19 protein-coding genes and 1 pseudogene are annotated in these 24,038 nt (G+C 58.0%); 14 read left to right on the top strand and 6 right to left on the bottom strand.

What is annotated here, in order from left to right; translation table 11 throughout:
* Positions 1 to 223: 223 nt before the first annotated feature.
* On the bottom strand, positions 224 to 2,023 hold the full coding sequence (locus GQ674_RS11040; RefSeq protein ID WP_236546267.1) for a sensor domain-containing phosphodiesterase: 1,800 nt from the start codon (positions 2,021 to 2,023) through the stop codon (positions 224 to 226).
* 557 nt (positions 2,024 to 2,580) lie between these two features.
* On the opposite strand from GQ674_RS11040, the gene GQ674_RS11035 reads away from it, so the two are divergent.
* The gene (locus tag GQ674_RS11035; RefSeq protein WP_159497113.1) at positions 2,581 to 3,093 is read left to right on the top strand and encodes a BLUF domain-containing protein; all 513 of its coding nucleotides are present in this window, start codon (positions 2,581 to 2,583) and stop codon (positions 3,091 to 3,093) included.
* Positions 3,094 to 3,142: 49 nt separating this feature from the next.
* Here GQ674_RS11035 and GQ674_RS11030 read toward each other — a convergent pair whose 3' ends face one another.
* Positions 3,143 to 3,820 (bottom strand): response regulator transcription factor, encoded by a 678-nt coding sequence (locus GQ674_RS11030; protein ID WP_159497112.1) that lies wholly within the window; start codon positions 3,818 to 3,820, stop codon positions 3,143 to 3,145.
* A gap of 859 nt (positions 3,821 to 4,679) precedes the next feature.
* On the opposite strand from GQ674_RS11030, the gene GQ674_RS11025 reads away from it, so the two are divergent.
* Positions 4,680 to 5,105: a BLUF domain-containing protein gene (locus GQ674_RS11025; RefSeq protein ID WP_159497111.1), complete on the top strand. Its 426-nt coding sequence runs from the start codon at positions 4,680 to 4,682 to the stop codon at positions 5,103 to 5,105.
* A 292-nt stretch (positions 5,106 to 5,397) separates the two neighbouring features.
* On the opposite strand, the gene GQ674_RS11020 is transcribed toward GQ674_RS11025, so the two are convergent.
* Positions 5,398 to 5,820 carry a hypothetical protein gene (locus tag GQ674_RS11020; RefSeq protein ID WP_236546266.1) on the bottom strand — a complete coding sequence of 141 codons (423 nt, stop codon included), beginning with the start codon at positions 5,818 to 5,820 and terminating at the stop codon, positions 5,398 to 5,400.
* 1,139 nt (positions 5,821 to 6,959) lie between these two features.
* Between GQ674_RS11020 and GQ674_RS11015 the strand changes: the two genes are divergently transcribed.
* Positions 6,960 to 7,166: a hypothetical protein gene (locus GQ674_RS11015; RefSeq protein WP_159497110.1), complete on the top strand. Its 207-nt coding sequence runs from the start codon at positions 6,960 to 6,962 to the stop codon at positions 7,164 to 7,166.
* A gap of 103 nt (positions 7,167 to 7,269) precedes the next feature.
* On the opposite strand, the gene GQ674_RS11010 is transcribed toward GQ674_RS11015, so the two are convergent.
* Complete coding sequence (locus tag GQ674_RS11010; RefSeq protein ID WP_159497109.1) at positions 7,270 to 7,596, bottom strand: hypothetical protein; 327 nt, start codon at positions 7,594 to 7,596, stop codon at positions 7,270 to 7,272.
* Positions 7,597 to 7,857: 261 nt separating this feature from the next.
* Here GQ674_RS11010 and GQ674_RS11005 point away from each other — a divergent pair.
* From GQ674_RS11005 to GQ674_RS10990, 4 genes and pseudogenes are all read left to right on the top strand, one after another.
* Positions 7,858 to 9,434 (top strand): annotated as a pseudogene (locus tag GQ674_RS11005) (MobA/MobL family protein).
* Positions 9,435 to 9,805: 371 nt separating this feature from the next.
* A complete protein-coding gene (locus GQ674_RS11000) occupies positions 9,806 to 11,749 on the top strand; it encodes a site-specific DNA-methyltransferase (protein WP_159497108.1) in 1,944 nt (647 codons plus the stop codon).
* Positions 11,739 to 14,123 (top strand): DEAD/DEAH box helicase family protein, encoded by a 2,385-nt coding sequence (locus GQ674_RS10995; RefSeq protein ID WP_159497107.1) that lies wholly within the window; start codon positions 11,739 to 11,741, stop codon positions 14,121 to 14,123. The genes GQ674_RS11000 and GQ674_RS10995 overlap by 11 nt, the downstream gene beginning before the upstream one ends.
* Positions 14,124 to 15,103: 980 nt before the next feature.
* Positions 15,104 to 16,618 carry a serine hydrolase domain-containing protein gene (locus GQ674_RS10990; protein ID WP_159497106.1) on the top strand — a complete coding sequence of 505 codons (1,515 nt, stop codon included), beginning with the start codon at positions 15,104 to 15,106 and terminating at the stop codon, positions 16,616 to 16,618.
* 36 nt (positions 16,619 to 16,654) lie between these two features.
* Here GQ674_RS10990 and GQ674_RS10985 read toward each other — a convergent pair whose 3' ends face one another.
* The gene (locus GQ674_RS10985; RefSeq protein ID WP_159497105.1) at positions 16,655 to 17,572 is read right to left on the bottom strand and encodes a LysR substrate-binding domain-containing protein; all 918 of its coding nucleotides are present in this window, start codon (positions 17,570 to 17,572) and stop codon (positions 16,655 to 16,657) included.
* 125 nt (positions 17,573 to 17,697) lie between these two features.
* Here GQ674_RS10985 and GQ674_RS10980 point away from each other — a divergent pair, with 125 nt between their 5' ends.
* The 7 genes from GQ674_RS10980 to GQ674_RS10950 all read left to right on the top strand — a co-directional run bounded on the left by GQ674_RS10980 (position 17,698) and on the right by GQ674_RS10950 (position 23,511).
* Positions 17,698 to 18,258 carry a sugar ABC transporter gene (locus tag GQ674_RS10980; protein WP_159497104.1) on the top strand — a complete coding sequence of 187 codons (561 nt, stop codon included), beginning with the start codon at positions 17,698 to 17,700 and terminating at the stop codon, positions 18,256 to 18,258.
* The gene (locus GQ674_RS10975; protein WP_159497103.1) at positions 18,251 to 18,577 is read left to right on the top strand and encodes a hypothetical protein; all 327 of its coding nucleotides are present in this window, start codon (positions 18,251 to 18,253) and stop codon (positions 18,575 to 18,577) included. The genes GQ674_RS10980 and GQ674_RS10975 overlap by 8 nt, the downstream gene beginning before the upstream one ends.
* Positions 18,578 to 18,586: 9 nt before the next feature.
* Positions 18,587 to 19,438: an MBL fold metallo-hydrolase gene (locus tag GQ674_RS10970; protein ID WP_159497102.1), complete on the top strand. Its 852-nt coding sequence runs from the start codon at positions 18,587 to 18,589 to the stop codon at positions 19,436 to 19,438.
* Positions 19,439 to 19,760: 322 nt separating this feature from the next.
* Positions 19,761 to 20,186: a GNAT family N-acetyltransferase gene (locus GQ674_RS10965; protein ID WP_159497101.1), complete on the top strand. Its 426-nt coding sequence runs from the start codon at positions 19,761 to 19,763 to the stop codon at positions 20,184 to 20,186.
* A 179-nt stretch (positions 20,187 to 20,365) separates the two neighbouring features.
* Positions 20,366 to 21,277: a hypothetical protein gene (locus GQ674_RS10960; protein WP_159497100.1), complete on the top strand. Its 912-nt coding sequence runs from the start codon at positions 20,366 to 20,368 to the stop codon at positions 21,275 to 21,277.
* A gap of 392 nt (positions 21,278 to 21,669) precedes the next feature.
* Entirely contained in the window at positions 21,670 to 22,572 is a 903-nt protein-coding gene (locus GQ674_RS10955; protein ID WP_159497099.1) for a hypothetical protein, read from the top strand.
* 183 nt (positions 22,573 to 22,755) lie between these two features.
* Entirely contained in the window at positions 22,756 to 23,511 is a 756-nt protein-coding gene (locus tag GQ674_RS10950) for a hypothetical protein (protein ID WP_159497098.1), read from the top strand.
* Positions 23,512 to 23,776: 265 nt separating this feature from the next.
* Here GQ674_RS10950 and GQ674_RS10945 read toward each other — a convergent pair whose 3' ends face one another.
* Positions 23,777 to 23,971: a hypothetical protein gene (locus GQ674_RS10945; protein ID WP_159497097.1), complete on the bottom strand. Its 195-nt coding sequence runs from the start codon at positions 23,969 to 23,971 to the stop codon at positions 23,777 to 23,779.
* Positions 23,972 to 24,038: the final 67 nt, after the last annotated feature.

The raw sequence follows: 24,038 nt of genomic DNA, 5'->3' as shown, positions 1-24,038 counted from the left end.
CGCGATTCGCCCGCCAGCTGGGTGCTTCTCGCTGTGGTTCCAGATGTAGGGACTTCTATTGCTGGTTTGCAGCGATCATTTTCGTGCTTGGAGGCCGCGCTACTCTTTGCCGAAGCATTGGTGGAGGATGCACTGACTAACCCGCCTCGAGGGTGTAATTAGCCCGAGGTCGGGATGGTTGCACGACAGGCATCATTGTGCTCAGTGATGACGGGTCCGTTACTTATGGATTGCTCGTAGAATCTTCCGCTTCGCTTATACCCTGAGCATTCAAGAATACATCGAGCAGCGCAGCTGGTCCGAGTGGTTTGGAAAGAAGATAGCCTTGGATCTGATCGCACCCTTTTGCTTGGAGGAACTCTAGTTGCTCTGCCGTCTCCACGCCTTCAGCGACGGTCTGATAACCCAGTTCGCGCGCAAGGTTGATGATGGCGGTCACTTTGGGTTTTGCCTTGGGGTCTGTCTCCAGGTTGTCGATAAGGGATTTGTCCAGCTTGATCGTATCGATGGGAAGGTCGGATAGATATCCGAAATTGCTATATCCGCTGCCGAAATCGTCAATCGAAATCTTGATACCTGCCTCCGACATTTCCTTGATCTGCTGGCCTGCGACAGAATTAGCTCTGAGCCATTCTCCCTCAGTGATTTCGATCTCAATGCTGTCGAAGGGCAGGGAGCGAGCATGCAGCTTTGCGGAGAGTTGAGGCCAAGCATCCTCAGAGGCCAAATCAGCACCGGAGAGATTGACCGACAACGTCAAAGAGTGTCCCAAGTCCCGCCAAGTGGCGAGTTGGTCCAACGTAGCATCAAGCATCCAAGGAGTGACCGTTTGCATCAGCGCCGTTCGCTCAAAAACCGGGATGAATTCCCCTGGACTGATGGGGCCAAGTCTAGGGTGTGTCCAGCGGAGGAGTGCTTCTGCGGCGACCGGGACCAGATCTGAGGCGCGATATCTGGGTTGATACTCCATGTAGAACTCTTGTTTGCGAAGACTTCTCTCGGCATCAGCAGCCAGGCGATAGCCTCGCCGCATTTGCGCATCCCGCTGCTCCGAATACCAAGCCCAAGGGTGTCGCGCTTCAAATGAGGCATGAAGCCCGATCAAGACCTTGCGGATAGCATCGTCACTGGTGTCCTCCCCCAGAGTGACCGCGCAGATGCCTGCATGAAATCGAGGAGACATTGGGACGGCCGACGCCATCAGGGGGCGAGACATCCGATGACGCAGCTCGGTGAGAAGAGAATCCAATTCCTCGGCGCTCGGCAAGTCCACCAGGAAGGCAAACCGGGTCACGCCAACATGGTAGACGTCCGCCAAGCCTTCTAGTGCGAGCTTGAGTCTGACACCCGCCCGCCGAATCAACACTTCGAGGGGACGCATGCCTAGCGCTTGTCCGGCTTCATTGGCACGCGGGATGTCAAAGACGTCCACCAACACGGCAAACATCCGTTGGCCGCTATGTCGCCGAGACAGCCCATCGTAGTCGATTTGAAACTGGTGGCGATTGGGCAATCCGCTGACGGGCTCCAAGCGGCCCGTCATGCGCCTGAGCTCGAGTTGTCCGATAACTAGCTGTGCAAGAGTGGTAAGTTGGGCGCGCTCTGCGTCTGAGAACGCTCGGACTTGGGTATCCATGATGCACATGGCCCCTATGGCAACTCCATTCTTAGCCATCAGGGGAGCACCGGCATAGAATCGAAGGTGCGGGGGGCCGACAACGAGCGGGTTGGAGTGGAAGCGAGGGTCTCGGCTGAGATCGGGGACGACCATGACCTCATTACAGGCAATGGCGTGCGCGCAGATTGAGACGCGGATATCCGTTTCTGCAACGGGTAGGCCAATTCGAGAGATGAAGCGTTGCCTTTCTTCCTCCACGATAGACACAAACGCCACGGGGGCGTCGAAGGCGAAGGCAGCCAGCGCAGTGATGCGATCCAAGGAAGGGCCTGTTTCCGAGTCCAACACGTGCATTGCGCCCAACACCGCCATTCGTTCTTGGGCTTCGGTAATAGAGGCGGTCATAGCATCAGCTTTGCGAAAGTGGTAGGGCGTTGTGTAGCTCTATACCACCAATTTGACAGAGTTCATACGAGATCTTTAGCTGATCTGTCTCTTGCTCTAGTCAGGTCCAAAGGGCGATGTGTTCTAGCCCGGTGTGTAGAGCATTGCCGTTCATGGCGGGTCGGAGCTGTCTGGCTATGAGCGAGCAGGATGAAGTGTCGCGGCGACTCCGGCTAGTCGCTCCCCCACAGCGCACAGTCCCACTCGGCCAGGAGGGAGGGTCGCAGCAGGATAAGCATCGAAAGGCGCATCCTTCGAACCCTGCTAAGTAGTGCCGCCTCATGGAGCAATGACCATCGGCGAGTTGACCTCTATGAAGCAAGCCGAGAGCTCACTGGCAAGCACGACGGTCAAGGTTTCGCTAGGCGTCTAGGCGCGCAAGGGCACGCGGGCGCCACGATGATGGCATGGCGCATTGGCTCTCAATCACCAGAGGAGCTTAGATGAACAATTCAGTTTTCAAGGCGGGTTCCAGCATGAGCATGCTATGACCGTTATTTGCTGCGATATCATGGGGAATGATCGAGACTTCCAACATCTATGCCCTGGCGTATTCCAGTCGTTGTTCAGCTGATGTGCTCAACTCTGATTTAGACGAAATCCTTGTGGACGCATCTGCACACAATCGGATGGCGGATGTTACGGGCGTTCTTCTCTTCGACGGCGTGAACTTCCTTCAATACTTGGAGGGTCCGGAAGAGGCGGTTGCATCGGTGTTTGATCGAATAAAGAGCTCCAAACGACATAAGGACATTCGCGTGCTCACAAGTGGTGAGGTTCCGGAACGGTATTTCTGGAATTGGTCAATGGCGTGCGCGCACGCCGATGCGTCTATGATCCAGCGGATTGAAGCTGCTCGTTGGGGTGAGCGAACACACCCCCACCTTGAGGTAGATGGTGAGCAGAACCCGGGACTGCGGTTGCTCGCTGATTTCTGGTCTTCTGTAGTCCAGCACCAAGAACAGCAGCAGGCTCGGAACGACAAACGCGACTCTGCGAATAGAGCGGATTTGACGGACGAAGGTGAGTGAGATTTGGTTTGTGACGTGGTCGAGGAGCGCGCTCGAGGGCGTTCCTTTTTTAGGCTGGACGATAATTAAGAACTCCCGCAGCGACGGCAAGTCGGACCATGTCAATCGAGCTTCGGACGCCGAGTTGGCGCATGATGGCAAACTTGTGAGATTCGACGGTCCGAACAGAGAGGTTCAGTCTCTCAGCAATGTCGCGCGCCCTCATTCCGAGGGCGACATGCTCTAGGATTTGACGCTGTTTGACCGTAAGAATGGGCTTTAATTTCCGATCGCCGGCCACTTGCGAGGAGATTAGGCTTGCCGCGACGTATGTGCAACCGTCCAGGATACAGTCCACGGCTCGGCGCATCTCGCGAGCGGTGCAACGTCTGTGGATGATTCCTCTTGCGCCAGCGGTCATGGCCCTGCGCACGGTATCCGGCTCAGCATCTGGAGGAATAAGTAGGAAGGCTGGCGCATTTGGACGCTGCCTACCTTGATTGATGGCATCAATGCAGCTCATGCCGGAGAGGTAAAGGTCTGCTATTACAAGATGTGGGGGCGATGCAGCCATCGCCTCTAAGAAGTCAGCATATGTTGACACGATGGAAGTTTCGAAAAAGCGCTTTTCGACAAGCTTCGCAATGCCTTCAGCAAACAGTGCATGCTCATCGGCGATCAAGAGTTTGAGTTGGCGCGCAGTTCCCGCAATTCCGTTGGCGTTTTCCGCTTGCACTGGTCGCTTCATGAGATTTCCTAAATATTGCCAAGGCGAGCGTGGAGCTAACCCTCGCCCAGGTGTTTCGCGGGGTGCGATGGATTGGGGGGTAGGCTTGGAATTTCGGATAGGATCCAGAGTAAAAATACCGCCTGCTCGAACGTTGGCGCCAGCTTGTGCCCCGATCTGGCTTTTGACTCTAGGTCGTCCAAGAAAACCGTCCCGTCGGCAAATTCAGTCACTGAGGGGGTGAAGCGTCTGGCTGCTGCCATCAAAGCGGAGAGCTCGTGCTGACTGCCTTCGAAGGCTAACGAGGTGAGTGCGAGCTTGCCGCGCGAGGTGAGACCATACTTCGGTGGCTTGTCGGCCAAGGACCATGCTAAGCCCTCAGAGACAAACTGAGCCGCTTTCGCACGAGGAGGCCGAAAGCCTTGCACAGCCATGACCAGATCTGCCATCAACCGTAGCTTTTGAGGGTCCAATGTCGATCCAGTGTTGAGCTTGTCGTTCTGGGCGAAAATGTGCCATCAGCGGCTACCCGTGGCAATAGGGGGGGGGTCTTATCGCCCGGCTGTAGCGCCCTAGACCCTTGGTGTAATTGCTGCCCGGTCCGAAGAGTGGCTCCCCTTTGGCTTGCCAAGGTTATCCTTGTTAGGCTCCGGTTTGCTCTTAACGAAAGACCGCCGCCCGCACGGCGTCTGACCGAGTCTCGCCTGCTGGCTTCGCTGAATCTGTTCAGTGGCGTCTCGCGACTCCAAACTGCCTTTGGCGCATGATTGAGCCGGCCTGCCGGCGACAACAGCTGCAGCTCGCACGGGCAATGCCCTCGGCACCCTGAATCTTCCGAACGAGCGTCAATGCCATGGTTAGTCGCAGCAGGAGTGCGAGTATGCCTTTGCAATCCATCGCCTACGTCAGCAACGCTTCCCCTAGCCTGTCCCTTAGGCATTTATCGGGACTCGTTCTGGATGCCGCTGCGTATAACGAAATGGCGAGCCTCACCGGCGTCCTGCTCTACGACGGTGAACGATTCCTGCAGATGCTTGAGGGGCCTGAGGACGCCATCGCTCCGGCGTATGATCGTATCCGTTGCGCAAAGAGCCACAGTGGCATTACAGAGTTGGGTCGCCGCAATGGCGGGGAGCGCCACTTCCCGTGGTGGTCTATGCACTTGGTTGTGGTCAGCCGGGTCGACCTAAGAATTGCCCTATCAAGTGATTGGCGGGGACTTGCGCAACGAAGAGTGGAAGATGTCTACCAGGTTCCTATGGGTCTGGACCGCTTAGTTGCGCTTGTCCTGACCGCGGGAGACTGATTTCAACTTCCAATGGTCGGAGTCGGCGCCGCAAAGGAACCAGCAGGTGAGGAGGCCGAGTCTCCTTCTGGCAGACCGGCGTCTTACTGCCCGGTCCACTTCAGCGCATCTTTGTTGATGGGTGGCCGCCTGAGCTACGGGTTGTCTAGTCTTTGGCTCGCTCAGCCCATCCCAGAGGTGAGCAGCCAAGCATGGCTAGAACGACCATTGCCTTGAAGAAGAAGAGCTCAAACGCATAGTCAAGGCCGTCGAGGTAGACAGGCTTGAGCCTTTCGGCGTTTCCGATGGGAGGCTAGCGACCGCCCTGAAATTTGAAGGTGAAGCGAGCGGCAGACGTGCCCGTCTCCCCATTGATGGGCTTGGGCGTGGCGTCGACCAGCGTCAGCGTGCCATCGGCAACAGGGGCTGGCACGCCCAGCGTAAGGTCCATCGGCTTGGACCAGCCGCCGCCGAACAGCGTCGCGCTGACGATGAGTCGTCCGGCGTGAATGCATTGAACGTCGGCTGGGCACCGGCTGTCCTCGATGACGCGGTCGGGCCGCACCCTGGGTCCGTCGACCGCTGCGATCTCGCCCAGGCGCACAGGGCCTTCAATTGGAGTGCGTGCCACCGGACCAGCCGCGGCGCACCCTACAAGTGATATCGCCATCAGCGCTGAAAGTGCCCCGGGTCTCATCCAAAAGGCTAAGTCAGCTTTTTGTTGTTCGATTCGCATGGTTTAGGCGCCTCTGAAGATGGCCGGAGTGTCCCACAGCTCTGGGATACGTGCTTAGATACGCGACATAGAGCCCTGTTGGGGTGACAGCATCACCTCATGAACATCAAATACCGTTTCACGTTCGCATTGACTGAAGCCCGAGGTTCCCAACTTTCTGCCCTGGGCCTTAAGGTTGAGCTCCCGAGTGGACCTTCGCCGCAGACGGGGGGTGTCGGAGTAGCTCACGCGGTGGAAGGGGCCATCGGCTGGAGCGGGGCGTGCGGCTTGGTTCGCTCGTGGGATGGACGGGCCACGGTGACCACGGAGTTCACTCCGTCCGAAGTGGACTCTGCTTCTCACTGTGCGATGGTTGTTGTGCATGCGAGCGGTTATCCCCAGCCAGAGCACGACTTTCGTTTCGCGAAGCGACTTACGACTTGACCAGGTGCTGCGCCAAGTGCGGTGAGGGGGCGGTGCAGGTGGCGCCTTTTAGAGTTAGGAAGAGCCTGAAGTGGGGCAGAAACTCCTTCTTGAAGCTCCACTGGATTGAGGAAGCGTGCTTCATGCAAACCTCTGTCTGGAAAACGCACCTTAACGACCTTGGTGTCGGGACGCTTCCTGTGGAAGACACGAAGGGTAAGTGGCTGGATGACGTTGTTCAGTTAGAGCCGGGACCCGCGGTTCCGCTCTCCATGGGCGGCGCGGAAGGAATCCGTTGTGAGAGATGCCGGAGAGAGCTCTATCCATGGCACGACCGAGTTTTCTTTCCCGCTCCGATCAGTCCGCCGAACGCCCCTCTCTTTCACAGCGTGCAGCGCTTCGGCGTCCAGCATCAGGCCACCAATCAAATGATCGTGCGCGCTGACGTAGTCAAGGTCATCAAGGCGGCCGGTCTGAGAGGGGTGGAGTTGTGGCCGTGTATGCCGCCAGGCTAGCTCGGCAAGGCTTGAAAGGTGGGCCGTGCAGCGTGGGCCCATGGGTGTCTTGGGTAGCCTGGCCCAGATGGACGGTTTCTACGTAACCGAACGCGGCGGAAGGTAGGAGGGAGGTGTGGCGGCCTAGCGCAAGCTATAGATGGCCAAGCGCTCTCGGTGGCTGCTATGGAGGCAGCGCGGTAGGATTGGAAGTAGCATCAACTTCCGGGCATGAGGGCGAAAATGGCGATCTTCCGAGTTGGAAACATCAAATGGGAAACCGGCGGAGAATGCCCGGTGTTGCCAAACGACGTTATGGTGGAATGCGCCGACGAAGCCGATATCGCGGATGCGTTAAGTGATCGTCATGGGTGGCTCGTGATCGACTTCGTTGTTCTAGACAAGGCCGAGTCATCCACCGCCGCAAACTGCGCCCGCTCGGCGCGGTAGCCGCTCTGGGGCGCGCGCGGACGGGCCGCTGCCCTGAATCAACATCGCTGGTCTCAAGCCGCCCGTCCAATCAGGCCGCTGGATTGGCGGTCTGAAGGACTGGTCAGTGCCGCACTTGGCTGTTGACTGCGTTTGACGTTGTCAGCCGATAGACGCCGCGAGAACGTGCTCGGTTACGGATGTCGTGGTCACTTCGACCTTCCAAGTGCAGCAATAGCGTGCCGACCAGCTCCGCATCTTCTAGCGCTTCTGCCCCGGCCAAGAACACAAGCTCTGCAACACGCGAGCGCCGCTTGGCTTCCTCACGTCGTTGGTTTTCCTTTGCCTTCAGCGCTCGGCGCTGGCTGGCAAGAAGCTCTCGCGCTTGAAGCTGAGCCAGTCTTTCGGTGGCACGCTGAATCCGCTGGTGGTAGTGGGTTGGCTCAGCCATGTTTTTCTCCTATGGGCTCTACGAGTCAACCAAAGAAATGGCCCGCGTCAAGTTCACGCCACTTTGAGTGAAGTGGACTCCGTTCAAGCTAGAAGGGTTCAACAAAAATGTTTCTGAAGAAGGAAGCAATAGCGCACCTAGGTGTTCCCGGGGGAACACGTGCGCAAGGGGCCATGCCCCTTGAACCCCAATCGCTTTCAGCGCTTGCGTAAATCGAAAGCCACGGCATAAACAAAGCAACGTCCACTGCTTTGGAGCCTCATGGCCATTTACCACGCCAACGTCAAAACCTTCAGCCGAGCCAAAGGACATTCGTCCATCGCAGCGGCCGCCTATCGCGCTGGTCTCTTGCTCGAGGATGAGCGCACGGGTCAGCGCCACGACTATCGTCGGCGGGATGGCGTGGTCGAGACGCGGTGCGTCATTCCCGATGGTGCACCCGATTGGGCCCTGATTCCGGCTGCGCTCTGGACCCAGGCCGAAGCTGCCGAGCGGCGAAAGGATTCGACCATCGCCAGAGAGTTCGAGTTCGCGTTGCCCCACGAGCTCGGTGACGAGCAACGTTCTGCCTTGGCCGGCGAAGTCACACGTGCCCTGGTGGATCGCTACGGGTTCGCTGCGCAGGCGAGCATCCACAGCCCGGGCAGCAAGGACGGGCTTAACTGGCATGTCCACGTGTTGGCCACCACCCGGCGTTTGGGGCCTGAAGGCTTTACAGACAAAACGAAGGAACTGGATGGCGGACCATCGGGTAGGGCGGAAGTTGAATGGGTGAGGGAACTGGTCGCCCGAGTCACCAACGCACACCTGGAAGCGGCCAGCTTCGACATCCGGATCGATCATCGCAGCTTGAAGGCCCAGGCGGATGAGGCACTAGCGAACGGTGACCTGGTCGGTGCGGCTGTGTTGGCGCGCGAGCCCACAAGGCACATGGGAAAAAAGCTTCGGCCATCGAGCGACGCGGGGGAAGATCTCAACGAGGCGAGATGAACCGGCTCATTGAGGAAGACAACGAGGAGTCGTTCAATGAAATGTTGGCGCAGTTCGAGCAGGAGGACAGGGCCATGCAGACGCCTGCTGGGCACTGCGGTCGGCAGGCTCGCCGTGAGTCCCGCCGATCCTCACCGGCGACGCTGACGTTCTCTGATGGTCGCATCGAGATGTCGCAAGGGATGGCCCGGGTCGCGAGCGCGGGGCGACAGGGGGAGGGTGAAAAGTCAGGACAGGCCACCGTGACTCTTGAATCCATTAGGGAGCAGGTGGTTCAACTAGGCGCGACACTGAGGGATGACCTGGCTGTCCAGGGGCTCCACACGACGTTGAACGCACTCCAGGTGTTGGCTGCAAATCCGCTACCGCCAGATGACAGCAAGGACTACCGCTCCATTCTCAGTCGCCTCCTGGTGGGCCTGCGCCGTTTTGCCGCGGCACTGGCCCGCTTCCCACGCCGCCTTGAGGCCGTCCGTCGTGCCGTTCGTCTCCGGCACATGGCCGAGCAATCTTGGCATGACTTTGTCGCGAACCATCCAGAGCCCGGTGTGCCTTGGACGGCCGGCGACTGGGCAAAGAGGCGGGGCCGTCGCCTCGCTGCGCTGGAGCAACGCTCAGCAGAGCTTGCGAGGGCCCAGGCGGCCGCGACGCCAGAAGAAGAAATGGCATGCGCCCGGGAGCTGGCCGCTCGGGCTGAGCATCTGGAAGGGGTAAGCGCGGGTATAGCCGGACGACGCACAATCAAGTGTGAGGGGATGCGGCGTGCCCCAGCCATCCCTAACAGTCCAGCCCCTGAGCCTGATCAGCCAAAACCTGCACGGGCCGCACGGGGTCCCCGGCTTCACTGAAGCCGGCGGGACCCGATGTCCAAAGCATATGTTGCCGCGGTGCTTGGACGCCGCCCATCCGTAATGATACTGCGCAAGGATGACGGACGACCTCGATAGTTTTTGAAGGGAGCCCTTGCAGCTCAACGGCTTGCGGCCGGCCAGGGGCCTCTGGAGTGCCTTAACTTGCTGATCGTATTGGTCGCGGCGAGAATGTTGCGGGGATGGTTGCGACCAGTGCCACGCAGTATTTTCCGGCGGCGCAGTCTGTGAGACGAAGCCCAGCTACGTTTCATGCTGGCGTCTGGGGCTGCTTCAGGGCGCACACTCCCTACGGCCAAGAGCGGTCATTTTGGCGGCTGGTCCGCGACTTACGAACACAAGGCAATCGCATGAAATACGAAGAGCTGTCCCGAGCTGCGCTCATCAAGCTCCTGCAGGATCACGACGCCGAGCGTCTTGAGTCAGGAAAGGATGGCATTGTCCTGAACTACACAGGGCGGACAGCTCCGTGGCAGATCGCACGTCAAGTCAAACCGAGGATGTGCGAGATCAATAAGCGCGCATCTGTTGGGGACGCCGCGGAAGAGGCCGTCAACGAGTTGTGGGATGGTGAAAATCTTGCAGCGATGGTTACGCTCTACAAATACCGTGGCCAAGTGGACTTGGTCTTGACGGACCCGCCGTATAACACAGGCGAGGATTTCCGCTACAACGACAAGTGGGATAAGGATCCAAACGATCCCGACATGGGAGATTTGGTCGCTAAGGACGACGGCTCACGCCACAGCAAATGGCTGCGCTTCATGACTCCTCGTTTGTGGATGATGCGGGAGATGCTGAAGCCCGGCGGCGTGATCGCCATCTGCATTGACCATCGTGAGCTCTACCGATTAGGCATGCTGATGGATGAGATTTTCCACGAGGAGAATCGTCTCGGAATCATCAATTGGCAGAAGACGACGCCCAAGAACCAGTCATCAAAGCTGTCTCTGACGACCGAGTATGTGTTGGTCTATGCCAAGTCCGCGGAGCTCGCAAAAACAGGTTTGGTGGAACGATCGGCACTTGCTGATGCACGCTTCGGTAATATCGACAATGATGCGCTCTCTGACTGGAAGCAAGGCGATTTGACGGGTAAAGGGGCCAGTAAGCTAGCCAATTATGCTATCCAATCACCGTTCACTGGTGAGTTTCACAACCCAGGCGAACGTCACTGGGCGAACAAGCGGGCCGCCATGAAGAAATGGCTGGAAGAGTGGGGCGTTGACTACGAAGACTTCGATATTGGGGACGGGCGGGGCAAGGCTCTCGCACTGAAGGGGTGGGCGGCGTCAACCGAAAGCCAGCGACAGAAGTTACTTGCGAAGTCCCAAAGCACTTCATCGAAGCGCCTGGAGCAAGGCGGGTGGCCGTATCTTTATTGGGGTGTGGATGGCCAGCAGAAGCCAGTTCGTAAGGTCTACAAGAGCTTGGTTCGTCAGGGTGGGGTTCCAACAACATTCTGGCTCGATGATGATGAAGCTCCCCCCGCCATCGATTCGGTCTCGTGGTTGCGAACACTAAGTGGCAGGTCCCGTGATGGTATCGAGGAGCTGGATGCGGTTGTGGGTAAAGGACATAACTTCGAAACCGTGAAGCCGCTGCGTCTTATCAAGAAAATCATCCAAATTTGGTGTCGGAAGGACGGCATCGTGCTAGACCCTTTCGCAGGATCTGGAACGACTGGACATGCCGTTTTGGAGCTAAACAAAGAGCAGGATGCAAGTAGGCGGTTCATCCTCATCGAACAGGGCAACGATGCCAAAGGCGATAACTACGCTAAGACGCTGACCGCAGATCGCATCAAGCGTGTTATTACAGGGAAATGGAAGTCTGGGGAAAGAGAGCCCTCGGGAGGCGGTTTCCGCTACTTCACTGTCAGGCGCGAGAAGGTCGATGCCAATGCAGTGAATGCTCTGGCCCGCGAAGAGATGATGGACCTGCTCTTGGTGAGCTATTGGGATCGCAACGATAAGACCAAGTCATACCTTCGGCGGCTTCCTGCGGGCGGTTATAAGCACCTATTTGCTGTCAACAACCGCGACGAGGGTTTCTTCTTGGTGTGGAGTGCGCCTGATGAACCCTCAGCTCTGACGCGGACTGTCTTCAAGGAGATCATCCAAGAAGCCAAGGCTGCCGATTTGGCAGGCCGTTACCACGTCTACGCCGCGCTGGCTCCTTACACCGGCAACGATATTGAGTTCTATCAGATTCCCGACAAGGTGCTGGAGCACATTGGTTTCAACGCCCGGGCAGATGCTTACAACAACGATGGTGGCATGGATGCAGATTGAGCTGAAACCTTTCCAGGTTCGAGCGGCACAGCAGATTGTTAACCGTTACGCCTTCTTTGCTGGGCACGCCTATCGGCCCACCTACAAGGGGAAGCTCCGGCGGCCCTTCTATCAGGCGTTGTCGGCTATCACGGGCGCGGGCAAGACCCCCGTGCTCGCGGAAGCTGTGACTCTGATGCGAATGCACATGGTCGTGGAGCCCATTGTCTTTTGGATGAGCAAAGCCAAGTCGGTTGTCCAGCAGACTTACGCAAACTTTTCTGGCGGTGGGAAGTATGCTGGATTAGTCGAGGAATTCAGGGTCATTCGTGCGGCCCAGCTAGAGCCAAGCCTGATCGCAGACGGGAGCTCTCCGCTCATTGTGTTGGCAACCACGGGGCTGTTCAACAACAAGGAACAGTCCGACGGTGCTCTGAATATTTACAAGAAGGACCAGGACCTCTTCGGTGACCAATCGCCCTGGGAGCGGCTGATCGCCCGGGACGCTGGCGGCGTTCGGCGTCCCCTTATCATCGTCTATGACGAAGGGCACAACCTTTCCGATCAGCAGACCCAGATTCTTGCCGAGTTGGAGCCCGAGGCCTACCTGCTCGCGAGTGCCACGCTCAGGCTTCCCTCGGGATTTGCCAAGTCGGTTATCGGTCCCCAAGAAGCCTGGATTGATGATGCGAGAGAGGATGACGACAGCCTAAAGCGCTTCGTTCAGCTGGGTGCTGTTGGAGACGCTGGGACTCCCGATGCCAGCGCATTTGCCGTTACGGTTGTGGATAGCAATGCTGTCATCAAGTCCGAGCTGATCAAAACCTCGATCCAGTTCGACGGCACCACTGCGCCAATGGAGCGTTGCCTTGACGACCTTTACGATCGGCTGGAGCTGATTGAGCAGGAAATCCAGGCGCGCGCGCTTGGGTTTACCCCCAAGGCCATCTATGTGTGTAAGACCAACATCACAGACGACGGCGATAAGGACGACCACACGAAGCCGTTTGAGCATCGCAACGCGCCGCCAATTCGCATCTGGCGCTACTTAGTCGAGCAGAAGAAGGTGGATCCTGCCAAAGTGGCCATCTACGCCGACTTGAAGTTCTCTGACGGCAACAGGCCAGATGCCGTGAATCTGTTCTCGCGAGGCGAGAGCGATTTTGATGAGTTCCAAGCTGGAGATTTTCAGCACATCATCTTCAATCAAGGGCTTCAGGAAGGGTGGGATGATCCGGCTTGTTACTTGGGCTACGTGGATAAGTCCATGGGTTCCCAGATCAGGGTGGAGCAGATCATCGGCCGTGTGCTGCGTCAATATGATGCAAAGCACTACGACTCCCCGTTGCTAAACAGCGCCCATTTCTTCCTGCGCGTCGATAAGAAGAACGTTTTTACGGAATCCATTGAGGCGGTGCGTGCCAAGCTTCAGGAGGATGGGGCTGCCATTGAGATTGTTCATACATATGGTGGCGGTGACGGGGGAGCCGAGGACATCTATCCGAAAGAAGACTCGTCGGTCGTCCTTCACCAAGTCCACGCCGACGCAGGCGATGCTGTGGCGGTCATTGCTCAGCTTGTGGCCAAATTTCCCACCTTCAAGGAAGGAGAAGAGGATACCCAGGGGGAAGCCCACAACAAGATGGAGCTGGTGGTTATTTCGGATCTCGACAAGGAGAGCGGGCACGACTGGATGGTGAATGGGCATGCCAACCGCGTGCGGTTGCGTTGGTTGGTGAGCAATGCAATCCGAAGCCGCTCTCGTGCTGCCTTAGCCGTAGTTGATCTGAAGGCGTCCAAGTTTGACGTTCGTGTGGAGGCAGGCAGCAATGCGGCTGCGGCTGCGGACGATCTGGCCAGGGACATCGTGTCGTCCTACTACCAGCTCACTTCGCTGGTTTACGAGTCTGAGCGGGAGTTCACCTTCTCGACGATGCGGGTGCCTAAGAAGGCGCAGGCATTTGACAATGGTCTCTATGCCCGATACGCCGGTCTGAACAAGTTTGAAGCGCCCTTCGCAATCGCGTTGGACAAGTTAGGTCTTCCCTGGCATCGAAACCCTAGCAATGGCGGATTCCGAATTCCGCTGCTATCGGAAGGTGATAGTGCTTCGTTCTCTCCTGACTTCTTGGTCTGGAAGGGGAAATACGTTTTTTGTTTGGACACCAAGGGCTCGCATCTGCTTACCGACGCAGTCGCACGAAAACTCTTCGATATCCAGGACGAGGGGACGACTAAGCTGCTGACACGATTTATCTCCGAAGGAACGCAGAAGACTATTGGAGGTAAGGCCATCCAAGGCGGTTACACCGTCTGGAAGATGAAAGCTGGTTCGCCGACTCCCATCCATGTCTCGTCTTTGGACCAAGCGGTGAAGGAGTGCTTGAAGGCATAGTTCGAGTCGCAGCCATGGTCTGCTGGTCTTTACCTTGTTCTTGGGCTCCGGAGGCCCCGCTTCGCGGGGCCTTTGCTCACTTGGATCGATGTCATCAGTGGAGCGCTGGTCCTGAACTCAAGGCGGACGGAGGATTAGAGGCTCTGGCCGTTCGCTCCCGTCGCCATTGCTCCGTGGCCACGAAGGCACGGTCTACCAAGGCTTCCCGAGTTCGAGTAGCGGCTGCGGGTGTTGGCGGCTTGTAATCGAGGGTGGGAACGGCGAGGCCTTGCCATTGACGAATCAGCTCTGCTGAAGCTTCCAAGGCATACCTCACTTCCTGAGCGCACTCGCCTGATTCCCGTGGTTGCCGGCCGCACATCAACCCAGTGAGGATTTGGCCTGCAACGAGGAACTGGGGGTTGGACAACATGATTGCTCCTTTGAGCGTAGAGGGTGCACCCATCAAAGCGCGCAGCTGCTCAATAGCAATACCGAGGAATGAGGCTCACCTCACAAAAATGAATACTGGTCCTCGCGGATGCTTTCCCGCTCCCGACTAGGGGCGATCGCGCGGTGGCTGCAGGTCCAAGGATCCGGCTATGATCGAGGAAACATTGAAAGGAAACTTGCCTGGCAGGCTTTCTGCAAAGGTGAGAAGGGCTAGGGTCGAAGGTGATCCGATCCCACTCTCTCCGCCAATCATGCATAACTCATTGATTCTTAATATGGATTTTTGATGTTTCCTGATTGGTAGGCGGAAAGCATGCAGAGGCGACAATCGCATGCGCATCCCTCACCATTTGAGTCGGTCCGAGACCGGTCGCTGGTCTTTCGTCCAGCGCGTTCCTGTTGACCTTGAAGAAGGTCTGATTGTTGTAAGGCCGCATCTACTGTTGGCCGGAAGTGGCCCGCGTGCCATATCGTTGGCTATCGTCGCTCGGGGGAATCGAGCGAGGCTTTCGGGTCCTCATGTCTGCATTTCTATGGAAGGCTCACTGATGCCAAGCATCCACCGCATCGTGCCGGGAAGCCTGTTTCCCGGCCCGCTCAGTACCCGTCTCATCGTTGCATCCCTCGCACTGATGGCCCTGGCGCCATTGGCAGCTGCGCAGTCGCTGTCCCCTGCAATCGAGTCCCGGATTGCTCGGGTGGAACACGGTCTTTCCACGCGCGTAGTCGTCAAGGGCGCTCCCGATGCAAAGGCGTCGATTGCCGCGCGCATGGCCTTCTACGACGTTCCATCGGTCAGCATTGCCCTCATCAACGATGGGCATATCGAATGGGCTCGCGCCTATGGCGTACTCAACACGAATGAGCAAGGCGCTGCCACGCCTGCAAGCCTGTTTCAGGCTGGCTCGATCAGCAAACCGATCACTGCCCTAGGCGCTCTGCGCCTTGTTGAGCAGGGCACGTTGTCGCTTGATGCTCCAGCCAACGGGCAGCTCCATGGTTGGAAGATTCCGGATAACCACTTCACCCGGCAACGCCCTGTCACGCTACGTGGCCTGCTCAACCACAGTGCCGGCATGAACGTCCATGGCTTTTACGGCTACGCACAGGGCGAGCCGGTACCGTCTTTGCTGCAGGTGCTGGATGGTGTGGCGCCAGCGAAATCCGAGGCAGTCCGTGTCGAGGCCACGCCTGGCACCGAGTGGAAGTACTCCGGAGGTGGCTACAGCGTTGTCCAGTTGATGATGATGGAAGCAGCGGGACACTCGTTTCCCGAACTGATGCAGGCCTTGGTCTTCACCCCCCTGGACATGAAGGACAGTACGTTCGCCTTGACGTTGCCGTCGGCGTGGCACCCGCGGGCTGCTACCGCCCACGACAGCGACGGAAGGCCCCTCGCCGGCGGTTGGCACGTTTATCCGCAATCGGCGGCGGCGGCGCTGTGGACCACTCCGACCGATCTGGCCAAGGTAGTGGTCGACATCCAACAGGCTTACTCCGGCAAGCCTGGCAAGGTGCTGTCCAGTGCGATGACCTCCACGATGCTGAGCCGAGGGTTGGGTGAGTATGGCCTGGGGCTATATGTAGAGAAGCTGGGCGGAGGCACCAGCTTTTCGCACTCGGGGGGGACGGACGGGTTCCGCTCGCAGTTGTATGGCTACACCCACACCGGACAAGGCATCGTGCTGATGACCAATAGCGACAACGGCGCAGCTCTGATCGATGAAATTCTTGTCAGCGTGGCAGCCGAATACGGCTGGCCCGAGTTTCAGATTACCGAGAAGGTTGCGTTGGACTCTGACCCCGCGACCAACGCGACGTTTGCGGGCCACTACATCCTGGCGGGCAAACCCGCGCAGATCATCGCCGAAGGAGACCGTCTTTATCTCCAGAGCGAACTGTTCGCCAAGCAGCCGATGCAGCTGTTTCCGGAGTCGAAAACCCGGTTCTTCATGACTGCACAGGATATGACGGTCGAGTTCCAGCAGGTGGGCCGCGAAAAACCGAGCAGCTTTTCGCTTGGACGCGGGAATAGCACGTATGTCGCCGTATCCGCGGAATAAGTGTGCGCCAGCACCCGTGCATGCCACAGCGAGTCCTCACGGCGTGGCGGGCAAGTCAGCCTCCATCCGAGCCGCGCGGGCTTCGTCCTGCAGCCAGTGTGCAAACGCTTGCACTGGACCGGCAGTCAAACCGATCGGTTCGGACAGCACCAGGCAGAACGTCTTGGACACCGCCTCGCCTTGCGGCCATGGCGCCACCAGCCGACCTTGCGCCAGCTCTGCCTCCACGTAAAGGCGTGGCACCAGGGCAACCCCGAGGCCTGCAAGCGCTGCTTCAATCAGCATCGCATGAAGGTCGTAGCGTGCCCCCACCGCTGGGTTGGTGAGGGCTATGCCTGAGTCCTTGGCGTAGCGCTGCCAGGCATCGGGGCTTTGTCGTCGGTGTAGCCGCGGCAGTTGGTCCAGCGAAACGCGAGCCTTTGCGCCATTGATGAGCGCGGGATGGCACACCGGCACCAGCACTTCCTGCAGCAGCGGGTAAGTGCGCATACCCGCCCAGGCTGGGTGCTCGAAGTGCACGGCCGCGTCGAATCCACTGCCGGCAAGCGCGAACGGGTCAGTGCGCTCGGAGAGGTGCACGGTGATGTTCGGATGCGCGCGGCTAAACGCGGGCAGGCGAGGGATAAGCCATCGCAACGCGAAGGTGGGCGTTACGGCAATGTCCAGGCTTGCAGCGTCCTTCGGTTGGCCCATCAGGTATTGGCTGTCCCGGTCCAAGCGGTCCAGCGACTCGCGGACTTGGGCGGCGTATCGCTCGCCATTGGGCAGCAGGCGGACGCGATTGCCGACCCGCTCAAATAGGGGGACCCCCAGGAAGGACTCCAGCCTGCCGATCTGGCGGCTGATGGCCCCCTCGGTGAGGGAAAGCTCTTCCGCTGCCCGCGCGAAGCTGCCGTGGCGGGCGGCGGCCTCGAAAGCGGTCAGGGCGGTGCTGCTGGGAATCTTCCGGCGCATGGGGATCCAGCGTGATCTTTTGTCACTGAAGCATACCGAAACATCGATTTGATGAGAGCTAATGCAGGCCTAGCATGATGGGACATCAACAAGGGGCGCGCGCAAGCCGGCCCAGGAGTGCTCCCATGATCTACACCGTCGAATGCAGCTATTCCGACTCCGCCAGCGAGGAGGAATGGAACGATTTCTACAGCCTGCACAAACTGCCTGCGCTCATTTCCGTGCGGGGGTTCCACACCTCGCAGCGCTTCAGGGCATGTGGTGCAGGGTGCCCGACCTACCTTGCCCTTCACTCGATAGACGGCCTGGACGTCCTGCAGGGGGACGAGTATGCCCGGAAGGGAGGGGGCAACTTCGCGCGCTGGCAGCAGCACATCACGGACTGGCATCGAAACCTATACGGTGGCTTGGATCGGGCCCCCACCGTCGAACAGGCCGATTACCTGCTGGTGAGTCGCGTCGGCCCTGAGCCGATCATTGCGATGGGGATTGCCCCCGAGCCCTTGCATGCGGTTGCGCTGGATCACGCGCCGGCAGCGCTCTGGCTTGCGCGCCTTCCGGCCGGGATGGTTCCAGCCAGGGAGTCCTTTCCCAGTGGGGTGCATGCGTATGCGCCCATGACCGCACAACTCAAGAGCGTGTCCGATGCAGGCCGGTCAGGGGCGGAGACGCACCCAGATGCCTAGGCTCTCGATCTACTTCACCGAGGAGCGGATGCCGGCGAAGGACAGTCTCGACGCGCTCACTGAGCGATGCGCGGTGCTGTGTACGGACGTGCTTGGTGCTGCGTTGGACAACGTCCACATCCTTTACGTGGCTGCGCGTCAGGGGCGGGGCCATCCGGCGTCTGCGGAGCTGGCCTACCGACTGGGTCCGGAGAGGACGCCCGAGCTCATGGACGAATTCATGCAGCAGCTCGATCTGGCCATCCAAGACCATGCAGGGCTGACGGCGCGAATCCGTTGCTTTGGCTACGCCAATGATTCCCTCCACGCACGAAACTGAAGAGCGGCCATGAACGCATCCATCGTTGAACGGGCTCTGCCCACCCTCCAGATCGGTGGCTTCCTGATCCAAGCGATCAGCGATGGCCATCTGACCGCCAGTTTGGATCTGCTCTCCCACATTGATCCGGCCGAGGCCGCGCAGCTACAGCTGAAGGCAGGGGTCAGCGACCCGTCCTCGATCCACATCAACACCTACCTGGTGCGGGGGAAGGACCGCACGATCCTCATCGACGCCGGTGCCGGGGGGATCAAGGGCTGGGGAGGGGAGTTGAGGGGCAATCTATTGCGAGCCGGTGTGCAGCCCACGGATGTGGATACGATCTTGCTCACGCATGCGCATCCTGATCATGTTGGCGGTCTGCTCGATGCTCAAGGTCACCCCGTCTTCCCCAATGCGGAGCTGCTCATACACCCATGCGAGCTGTCCTTCTGGGAGGACGACGGCAACCTTGCCCGCAGCAATGATCGTGCCCGGGGCAACTTCCTCCTCGCACGGCAGGTGTTCGCCGGATATCGCCGCAACTTGCGCCTGTTGGCCGAGGGCGATGTACTCCCCGGTATCAGCATGGTTCCGCTGCCAGGCCATACGCCAGGTCACACCGGCTATCGGGTGGAATCGGAGGGCCGCAGTGCGTTGATCTGGGGTGACATCGTGCATTTTCCCCACATCCAAATTGCCCGGCCCGACGTATCCATCGCGTTCGACCAGGATCCGCAGCGGGCTGCAGCGGCCCGTTCAGCGCTTTTGGATATGGTCAGTGCAGATCGGTTGATCGCGGCCGGCATGCACTTGGGTGAGCTGGGGTTTGCTCGCATCCAGCGCATCGGAAGGCGTTATGCCTTCACCTACGCCGGATGAAGAAGGACTGGTTGTTGTAAGGGCAGCGTCCGCTCTTGGCCGGAAGCGGACTGCGCACGAGAAGAACTCGTGCTGCGGAAATTTGCGGGACTTTGCGGCCCTTAACGGACATTGGCACGGTCGCTGAGCCGGACGTTGATCATGTGCAGGCTTGTTAGCCGGAACCGGCCACCCTAAGATCAGGTGGCATGGGAGATGCGACGCGTCGTACGGTTCACTCTGAACTGCAAACGCAAGCAGCCCCTCTGGGCTACCTATTCGACAGCGTGTAGATATTTGAAGAAGTGCGTACCTGAAGGCTAGAGATCAATAAATGCGTGTAATGAAACTTGCCCATCCTGATCTACCTGTCGATGCGATATTGCGCGATCGCGTCGTGGCAGGTCGGCTTGATAATAGAACTGTAGAGTTTCTGGCTACTAAGGGCGGAGGCGAAGTCGGCTTGCTCATCTTTGACCATTGGCCATCCAACAATGTTGGCATCATTCACGAGATTTACGTCCTACAAGCCTTTAGAGGACGAGGGGTGGGCACGAAGTTGCTTGCGTTCGCTGAGAGGTATGCCTTGGATCATGGATGCAGCTCCCTTCAGCTGACAGCCCGTAGTCTCGATTCGGATTTCATGAGTAACTCAAATTTGCACGATTGGTACGGTAGCCATGGCTTCACGGGTGCTGACTCAGAAGCGCCGACGATGAAGAAAGCGCTGCTGACCGATCCTGCGACTGATTCGCTCAGCCATACGTAGGCGCGGATGACCACATTCGGCCGTTGGCAGCCATGCGCCAAATTTCAGCCAGCAAGGGCATAATCCCAACAAAAAACGGCAGATTTCGATTTCAACATTTCGAATGAACTGCAGCGAGATTGTGAGGTTGAGCTGCATCCTCGGCACACGGGGTGAGCAGTTGGTTGTGAACTCTAGTTTTGAAGGATAAAGTAGTGTTTTCTTACTCTTTCGCGGTGAAGCTCACTGATCGCAGCATTAGCGCACAAACCCCAGAAGCCCTGTTCGATCTTGAGGGTCACGTGCTGAGGATTCTGCGCAAAGAGGATAGCGTGCTTCTTGTCTCCTCCGATGGTTACTCAAGTTTGCAGGATGCGCAGCAGCAACTTGCTGCGACGCTGATGAGAACTAAAGTTGCGCTCCTAAAGCTCAATATCCCCCATCTTGACTGGTGGTCCTTCAATGATACTCAGCGACGTGCGACGATCGATATCGGTAGCATTTTTGATAAAGTGAACATTGTGCCAGTCAGCTACGTGCCCCAAGCTTATGAAACCCAGCGCCTTCAACATTGGCCTGGTGCCATACCAGCAGGCCCGGATTTTGATCTTGGGGCCCTTGCAGAGATCGCTCTTCCTGATAGAGCGTTAAGGTTCGAAACTCTACGCACAGTGGAAGCATTAAATGTGCTTGGACTTGCTCTGGCGGATACCCACGCTAGGTCGAAGCTGATTTTGGCAGTGACTGCAGTGGAGATTCTCAGTGTCCGGGGGCGCGTAGATAGCGATGTTGAAGGTGCGCTCAATGCTCTTAAGAGTAAAGTTTCGGAGATCCAGGTCGCCGACGACGTAAAGCGGCAGCTCAAGATGGTGTTAGGCGATGCCAAGAAAGAGTCAATTGGAACGGCTGGGAAACGTCTGGTCCAAAAAATGCTCGGCGATGGGGCTGCGGAGGAATTCAGTGAACTTTATAAGTTGCGATCCGAGTTAGTACACGGCAATGATTCGCGACTCTCTATTAACATTAAAGAACATTCCGAGATTGAACGCAAGGCGGACAGGGGGTTTCAGTTGGCACTTAATCTGACTCTGTCGCTATGTGACATCGGATGATAAATGTTGGCGTATCTCTCGATTTTCCAGGAATACTTCGATCTTGGCGAGAGGGCGCTCGAGATCGGCTGGCAATTATGGGTCCTGTCCCCTGGGTGTCAGCGAGCTCTAGCTCGCCATACGCCCCATCCTACTGTTCAACGCTGCAGTGTGCACCGCGCTCGGCTTGATTCTCTGCGCAATAGCACTCCTCGCGTGTATCTGCATGATTCAATTGCGCGCGACTTTGGCCGCACTATCGCTCCGAGTATAAACAGACTTGTTAGCCGGTCCCGGCCGCCCTAAGATCAATCCGTGTAAAGAGCAGGGCACACCAAGCGGTGCGCTTTGGATAGAACGTCTAACCGATCCAAGCGGTCTCCCATTCGGTAGTTATGTTTCAAGGAGGATGTATGCCAGACATTGAAGTGGAAATCGCTCCGCCTGTGAACTGGCAGGACTTCGAACGACTCACTCTTGACGTAGCGAAAGTGCAGTGGAAGGACGACTATGCCGAAAGGCATGGCCGCCAGGGACAGGCGCAGGCAGGTGTTGACGTCTTTGGATACAACTATGATTCGCGGGCTCACATCGGGATTCAGTGCAAGAAGAAGGGTCAGTCAGAAATCCCGTCTAAAAGATTGACAGTTGGGGAGATCGATACTGAAGTCAGTGCTGCGAGGACGTTCTCTCCAAAGCTGGATCATTTTATAATTGCAACAACCGGGCCGAGAGATGCGATTCTGCAGGCTCACGTCCGTGATTTGAATCAGGCGGGGCTCCCTTTCAAGGTCCATTTAATGTTTTGGGAGGACTATCAGGAGTTTCTAAACGATCACGTCAGGTTGTTGTATCGGTACTACAAGGAAGTCTTGGAGTACCGAAGTAAGTACAACCCCATTCAGCACTACCTGCTTCTGCTCATCATGGCATTCGATAGGCCCGCCCTTCGAACGCCGTTCCATCTTGAGAATAGGGCTAAGGATTTCATCCAAGCCATGTCTGATACGCAGGAAGCCATCGCTACCGGCCGCTTGAAAGATCGGGATGGGCGTGTTGTTGATGAGTGCAAGGTTCCTACGCCAAAGATCAAGAGAATAGTAAAAGCGGGTAAGTGTCTGCAGAAGGCGCGTCAGATTGCGACGGCCGCATTGGCCGAGGGCTCGGTTGTGGAACACGAGAATGTGATCGAAATAAGGTCGTTTGATGTCGCTGAGCAATTGAATGATCTCAGGAGACAGGCCGTTGATCTCCTCAATATCGAGCTTAGAGCTAATGGTTTTGAAGAGGTTGAGTTTGGCGGGGTTGAGGCATAGCAACTCGTCGCTGAGGGCTCCGCTGGGCTACGCTAACTGGCCTCAGATTTGGGAACGTCCGCGCTTGGCCGAAAGCGGACACTCGGTAGGTCGTCGGCGACGCCCTGGCAGCCGAGCGCAGCGCCGAGCAGCAACAGGGCATATACTTCGCATCAACCATGATCCAGCTTGGATTACAGCCCCATGCGTTTCACTGCAGCCGCCGGTTCTCTTGTCGTTTTACTGACCATATCGACCACCGTCCCGGTATCTGCGACGGAAACTGACATATTCGGCATCACGTTAGGGGCGCCGCTAACGTTGCCTGTTTGCGAACTATCCTCACCCGCTCCAGCTGCCGCCAGGAGCAACATCGGATTGGGGGCTAGGGCGTTCAACAAGCTGATGGCCCCGCCGCCGGAGCCGCTGAAGGCCATGCCACCGGCAACAGGGTTGTGCGTCGCGCCCGGCACGACAAATATGGCCGTAGGCAGTACCGAGTTCGGGCCAGGCGAATACGGTTACCTGGTCTTCGCCACGGACGAGGCCCCGGCGTGGGTCGCGCCCATCGGCATGTCGATCGGCGCGGGCGCAGGTGACGCTTTTTCTCTGGAAGGTGCGGGCGGCCTGGTTTTGCTGCGCAACGGACGTGTGATCGCCTTGCGCTTCAATACCACGGGGTTCGAGGCGCAGCCGCGCGTGATGGAGCTGCTCAAGCGCAAGTTCGGTTCGCCCGGTTCGCAGAAGGCCGTGACCTGGAACAACGACCTGGGTGGCAGTCGCGATTCGATTTCCGCGCAATGGCGCAAGCCCGATTTCTTTGCGGATTATTCGTCGGTCGTGCGAACGCAGGCCATGCGAGCACAAGGGCTGTCGGGCGGGATCGGATTCCTCAACATCGGCAATGATCTAGGGCAGCAAGTGCTGCAACCTGCTGCCAACAAGGAAGCGGAATTCTAGAGCACTGACGGCCTGGCGGGAGGCAGTCGTTGGATTCCGGCCAGCGCATTGAGGCCCTGGGAGGAATGCTCTTGTAGGCGAAGGAGATGGCCTGACGATGTCCGCTTCTGGCCGATCACTTGGGGCGACCGTGGAGCACGGGGCCACCTTCGGCAGCGTTGGGGAAGGAACGAGTGCATCAGGCAGGCAGAGGCGATGATCGCTTGCGCATCCCCGCCATGTGAGCCCGCCTGCTGGAAGTCATCTGCGAATCGCCAGGCGCGATTCACCTGGCCCCAAGTGATGCCTGAAGCGCCGCAGCCAACGCGGCGTCGCCGTTGACCAACTCCCTCCACTGCAGCTCCACTCCCTTTCTCCGCCCCTTCAATACGAGCTTGAGCCCGCTCGGGTCGATGGTCAGGGTGTACGTGTCGTCGCCGACCTGCAGTTCTCTACGGATCGCTTTGTCGAGAGGCGTCATTTCCAGCTCCTGTTTAAAGGGTTGGACGGGGAAGGAAGACGCTGGCGCTGCAGAACGCCTGCGCCCT

The sequence above is a fragment of the Stenotrophomonas sp. 364 genome, from assembly GCF_009832905.1.
In the GTDB taxonomy this organism is placed as follows: domain Bacteria; phylum Pseudomonadota; class Gammaproteobacteria; order Xanthomonadales; family Xanthomonadaceae; genus Stenotrophomonas; species Stenotrophomonas maltophilia_AP.
The sequence above is the reverse complement of the archived record's forward strand: the minus strand, read 5'-3'. Positions and strand labels throughout refer to the sequence as shown.

Bases quoted from the DNA above. Each gene is read 5' to 3' on its own strand.
- GQ674_RS11040 (WP_236546267.1), bottom strand. From the start codon at position 2,023: ATGACCGCCTCTATTACCGAAGCCCAAGAACGAATGGCGGTGTTGGGC.
- GQ674_RS11035 (WP_159497113.1), top strand. From the start codon at position 2,581: ATGATCGAGACTTCCAACATCTATGCCCTGGCGTATTCCAGTCGTTGT.
- GQ674_RS11030 (WP_159497112.1), bottom strand. From the start codon at position 3,820: ATGAAGCGACCAGTGCAAGCGGAAAACGCCAACGGAATTGCGGGAACT.
- GQ674_RS11025 (WP_159497111.1), top strand. From the start codon at position 4,680: ATGCCTTTGCAATCCATCGCCTACGTCAGCAACGCTTCCCCTAGCCTG.
- GQ674_RS11020 (WP_236546266.1), bottom strand. From the start codon at position 5,820: ATGCGAATCGAACAACAAAAAGCTGACTTAGCCTTTTGGATGAGACCC.
- GQ674_RS11015 (WP_159497110.1), top strand. From the start codon at position 6,960: ATGGCGATCTTCCGAGTTGGAAACATCAAATGGGAAACCGGCGGAGAA.
- GQ674_RS11010 (WP_159497109.1), bottom strand. From the start codon at position 7,596: ATGGCTGAGCCAACCCACTACCACCAGCGGATTCAGCGTGCCACCGAA.
- GQ674_RS11000 (WP_159497108.1), top strand. From the start codon at position 9,806: ATGAAATACGAAGAGCTGTCCCGAGCTGCGCTCATCAAGCTCCTGCAG.
- GQ674_RS10995 (WP_159497107.1), top strand. From the start codon at position 11,739: ATGCAGATTGAGCTGAAACCTTTCCAGGTTCGAGCGGCACAGCAGATT.
- GQ674_RS10990 (WP_159497106.1), top strand. From the start codon at position 15,104: ATGCCAAGCATCCACCGCATCGTGCCGGGAAGCCTGTTTCCCGGCCCG.
- GQ674_RS10985 (WP_159497105.1), bottom strand. From the start codon at position 17,572: ATGCGCCGGAAGATTCCCAGCAGCACCGCCCTGACCGCTTTCGAGGCC.
- GQ674_RS10980 (WP_159497104.1), top strand. From the start codon at position 17,698: ATGATCTACACCGTCGAATGCAGCTATTCCGACTCCGCCAGCGAGGAG.
- GQ674_RS10975 (WP_159497103.1), top strand. From the start codon at position 18,251: ATGCCTAGGCTCTCGATCTACTTCACCGAGGAGCGGATGCCGGCGAAG.
- GQ674_RS10970 (WP_159497102.1), top strand. From the start codon at position 18,587: ATGAACGCATCCATCGTTGAACGGGCTCTGCCCACCCTCCAGATCGGT.
- GQ674_RS10965 (WP_159497101.1), top strand. From the start codon at position 19,761: ATGAAACTTGCCCATCCTGATCTACCTGTCGATGCGATATTGCGCGAT.
- GQ674_RS10955 (WP_159497099.1), top strand. From the start codon at position 21,670: ATGCCAGACATTGAAGTGGAAATCGCTCCGCCTGTGAACTGGCAGGAC.
- GQ674_RS10950 (WP_159497098.1), top strand. From the start codon at position 22,756: ATGCGTTTCACTGCAGCCGCCGGTTCTCTTGTCGTTTTACTGACCATA.
- GQ674_RS10945 (WP_159497097.1), bottom strand. From the start codon at position 23,971: ATGACGCCTCTCGACAAAGCGATCCGTAGAGAACTGCAGGTCGGCGAC.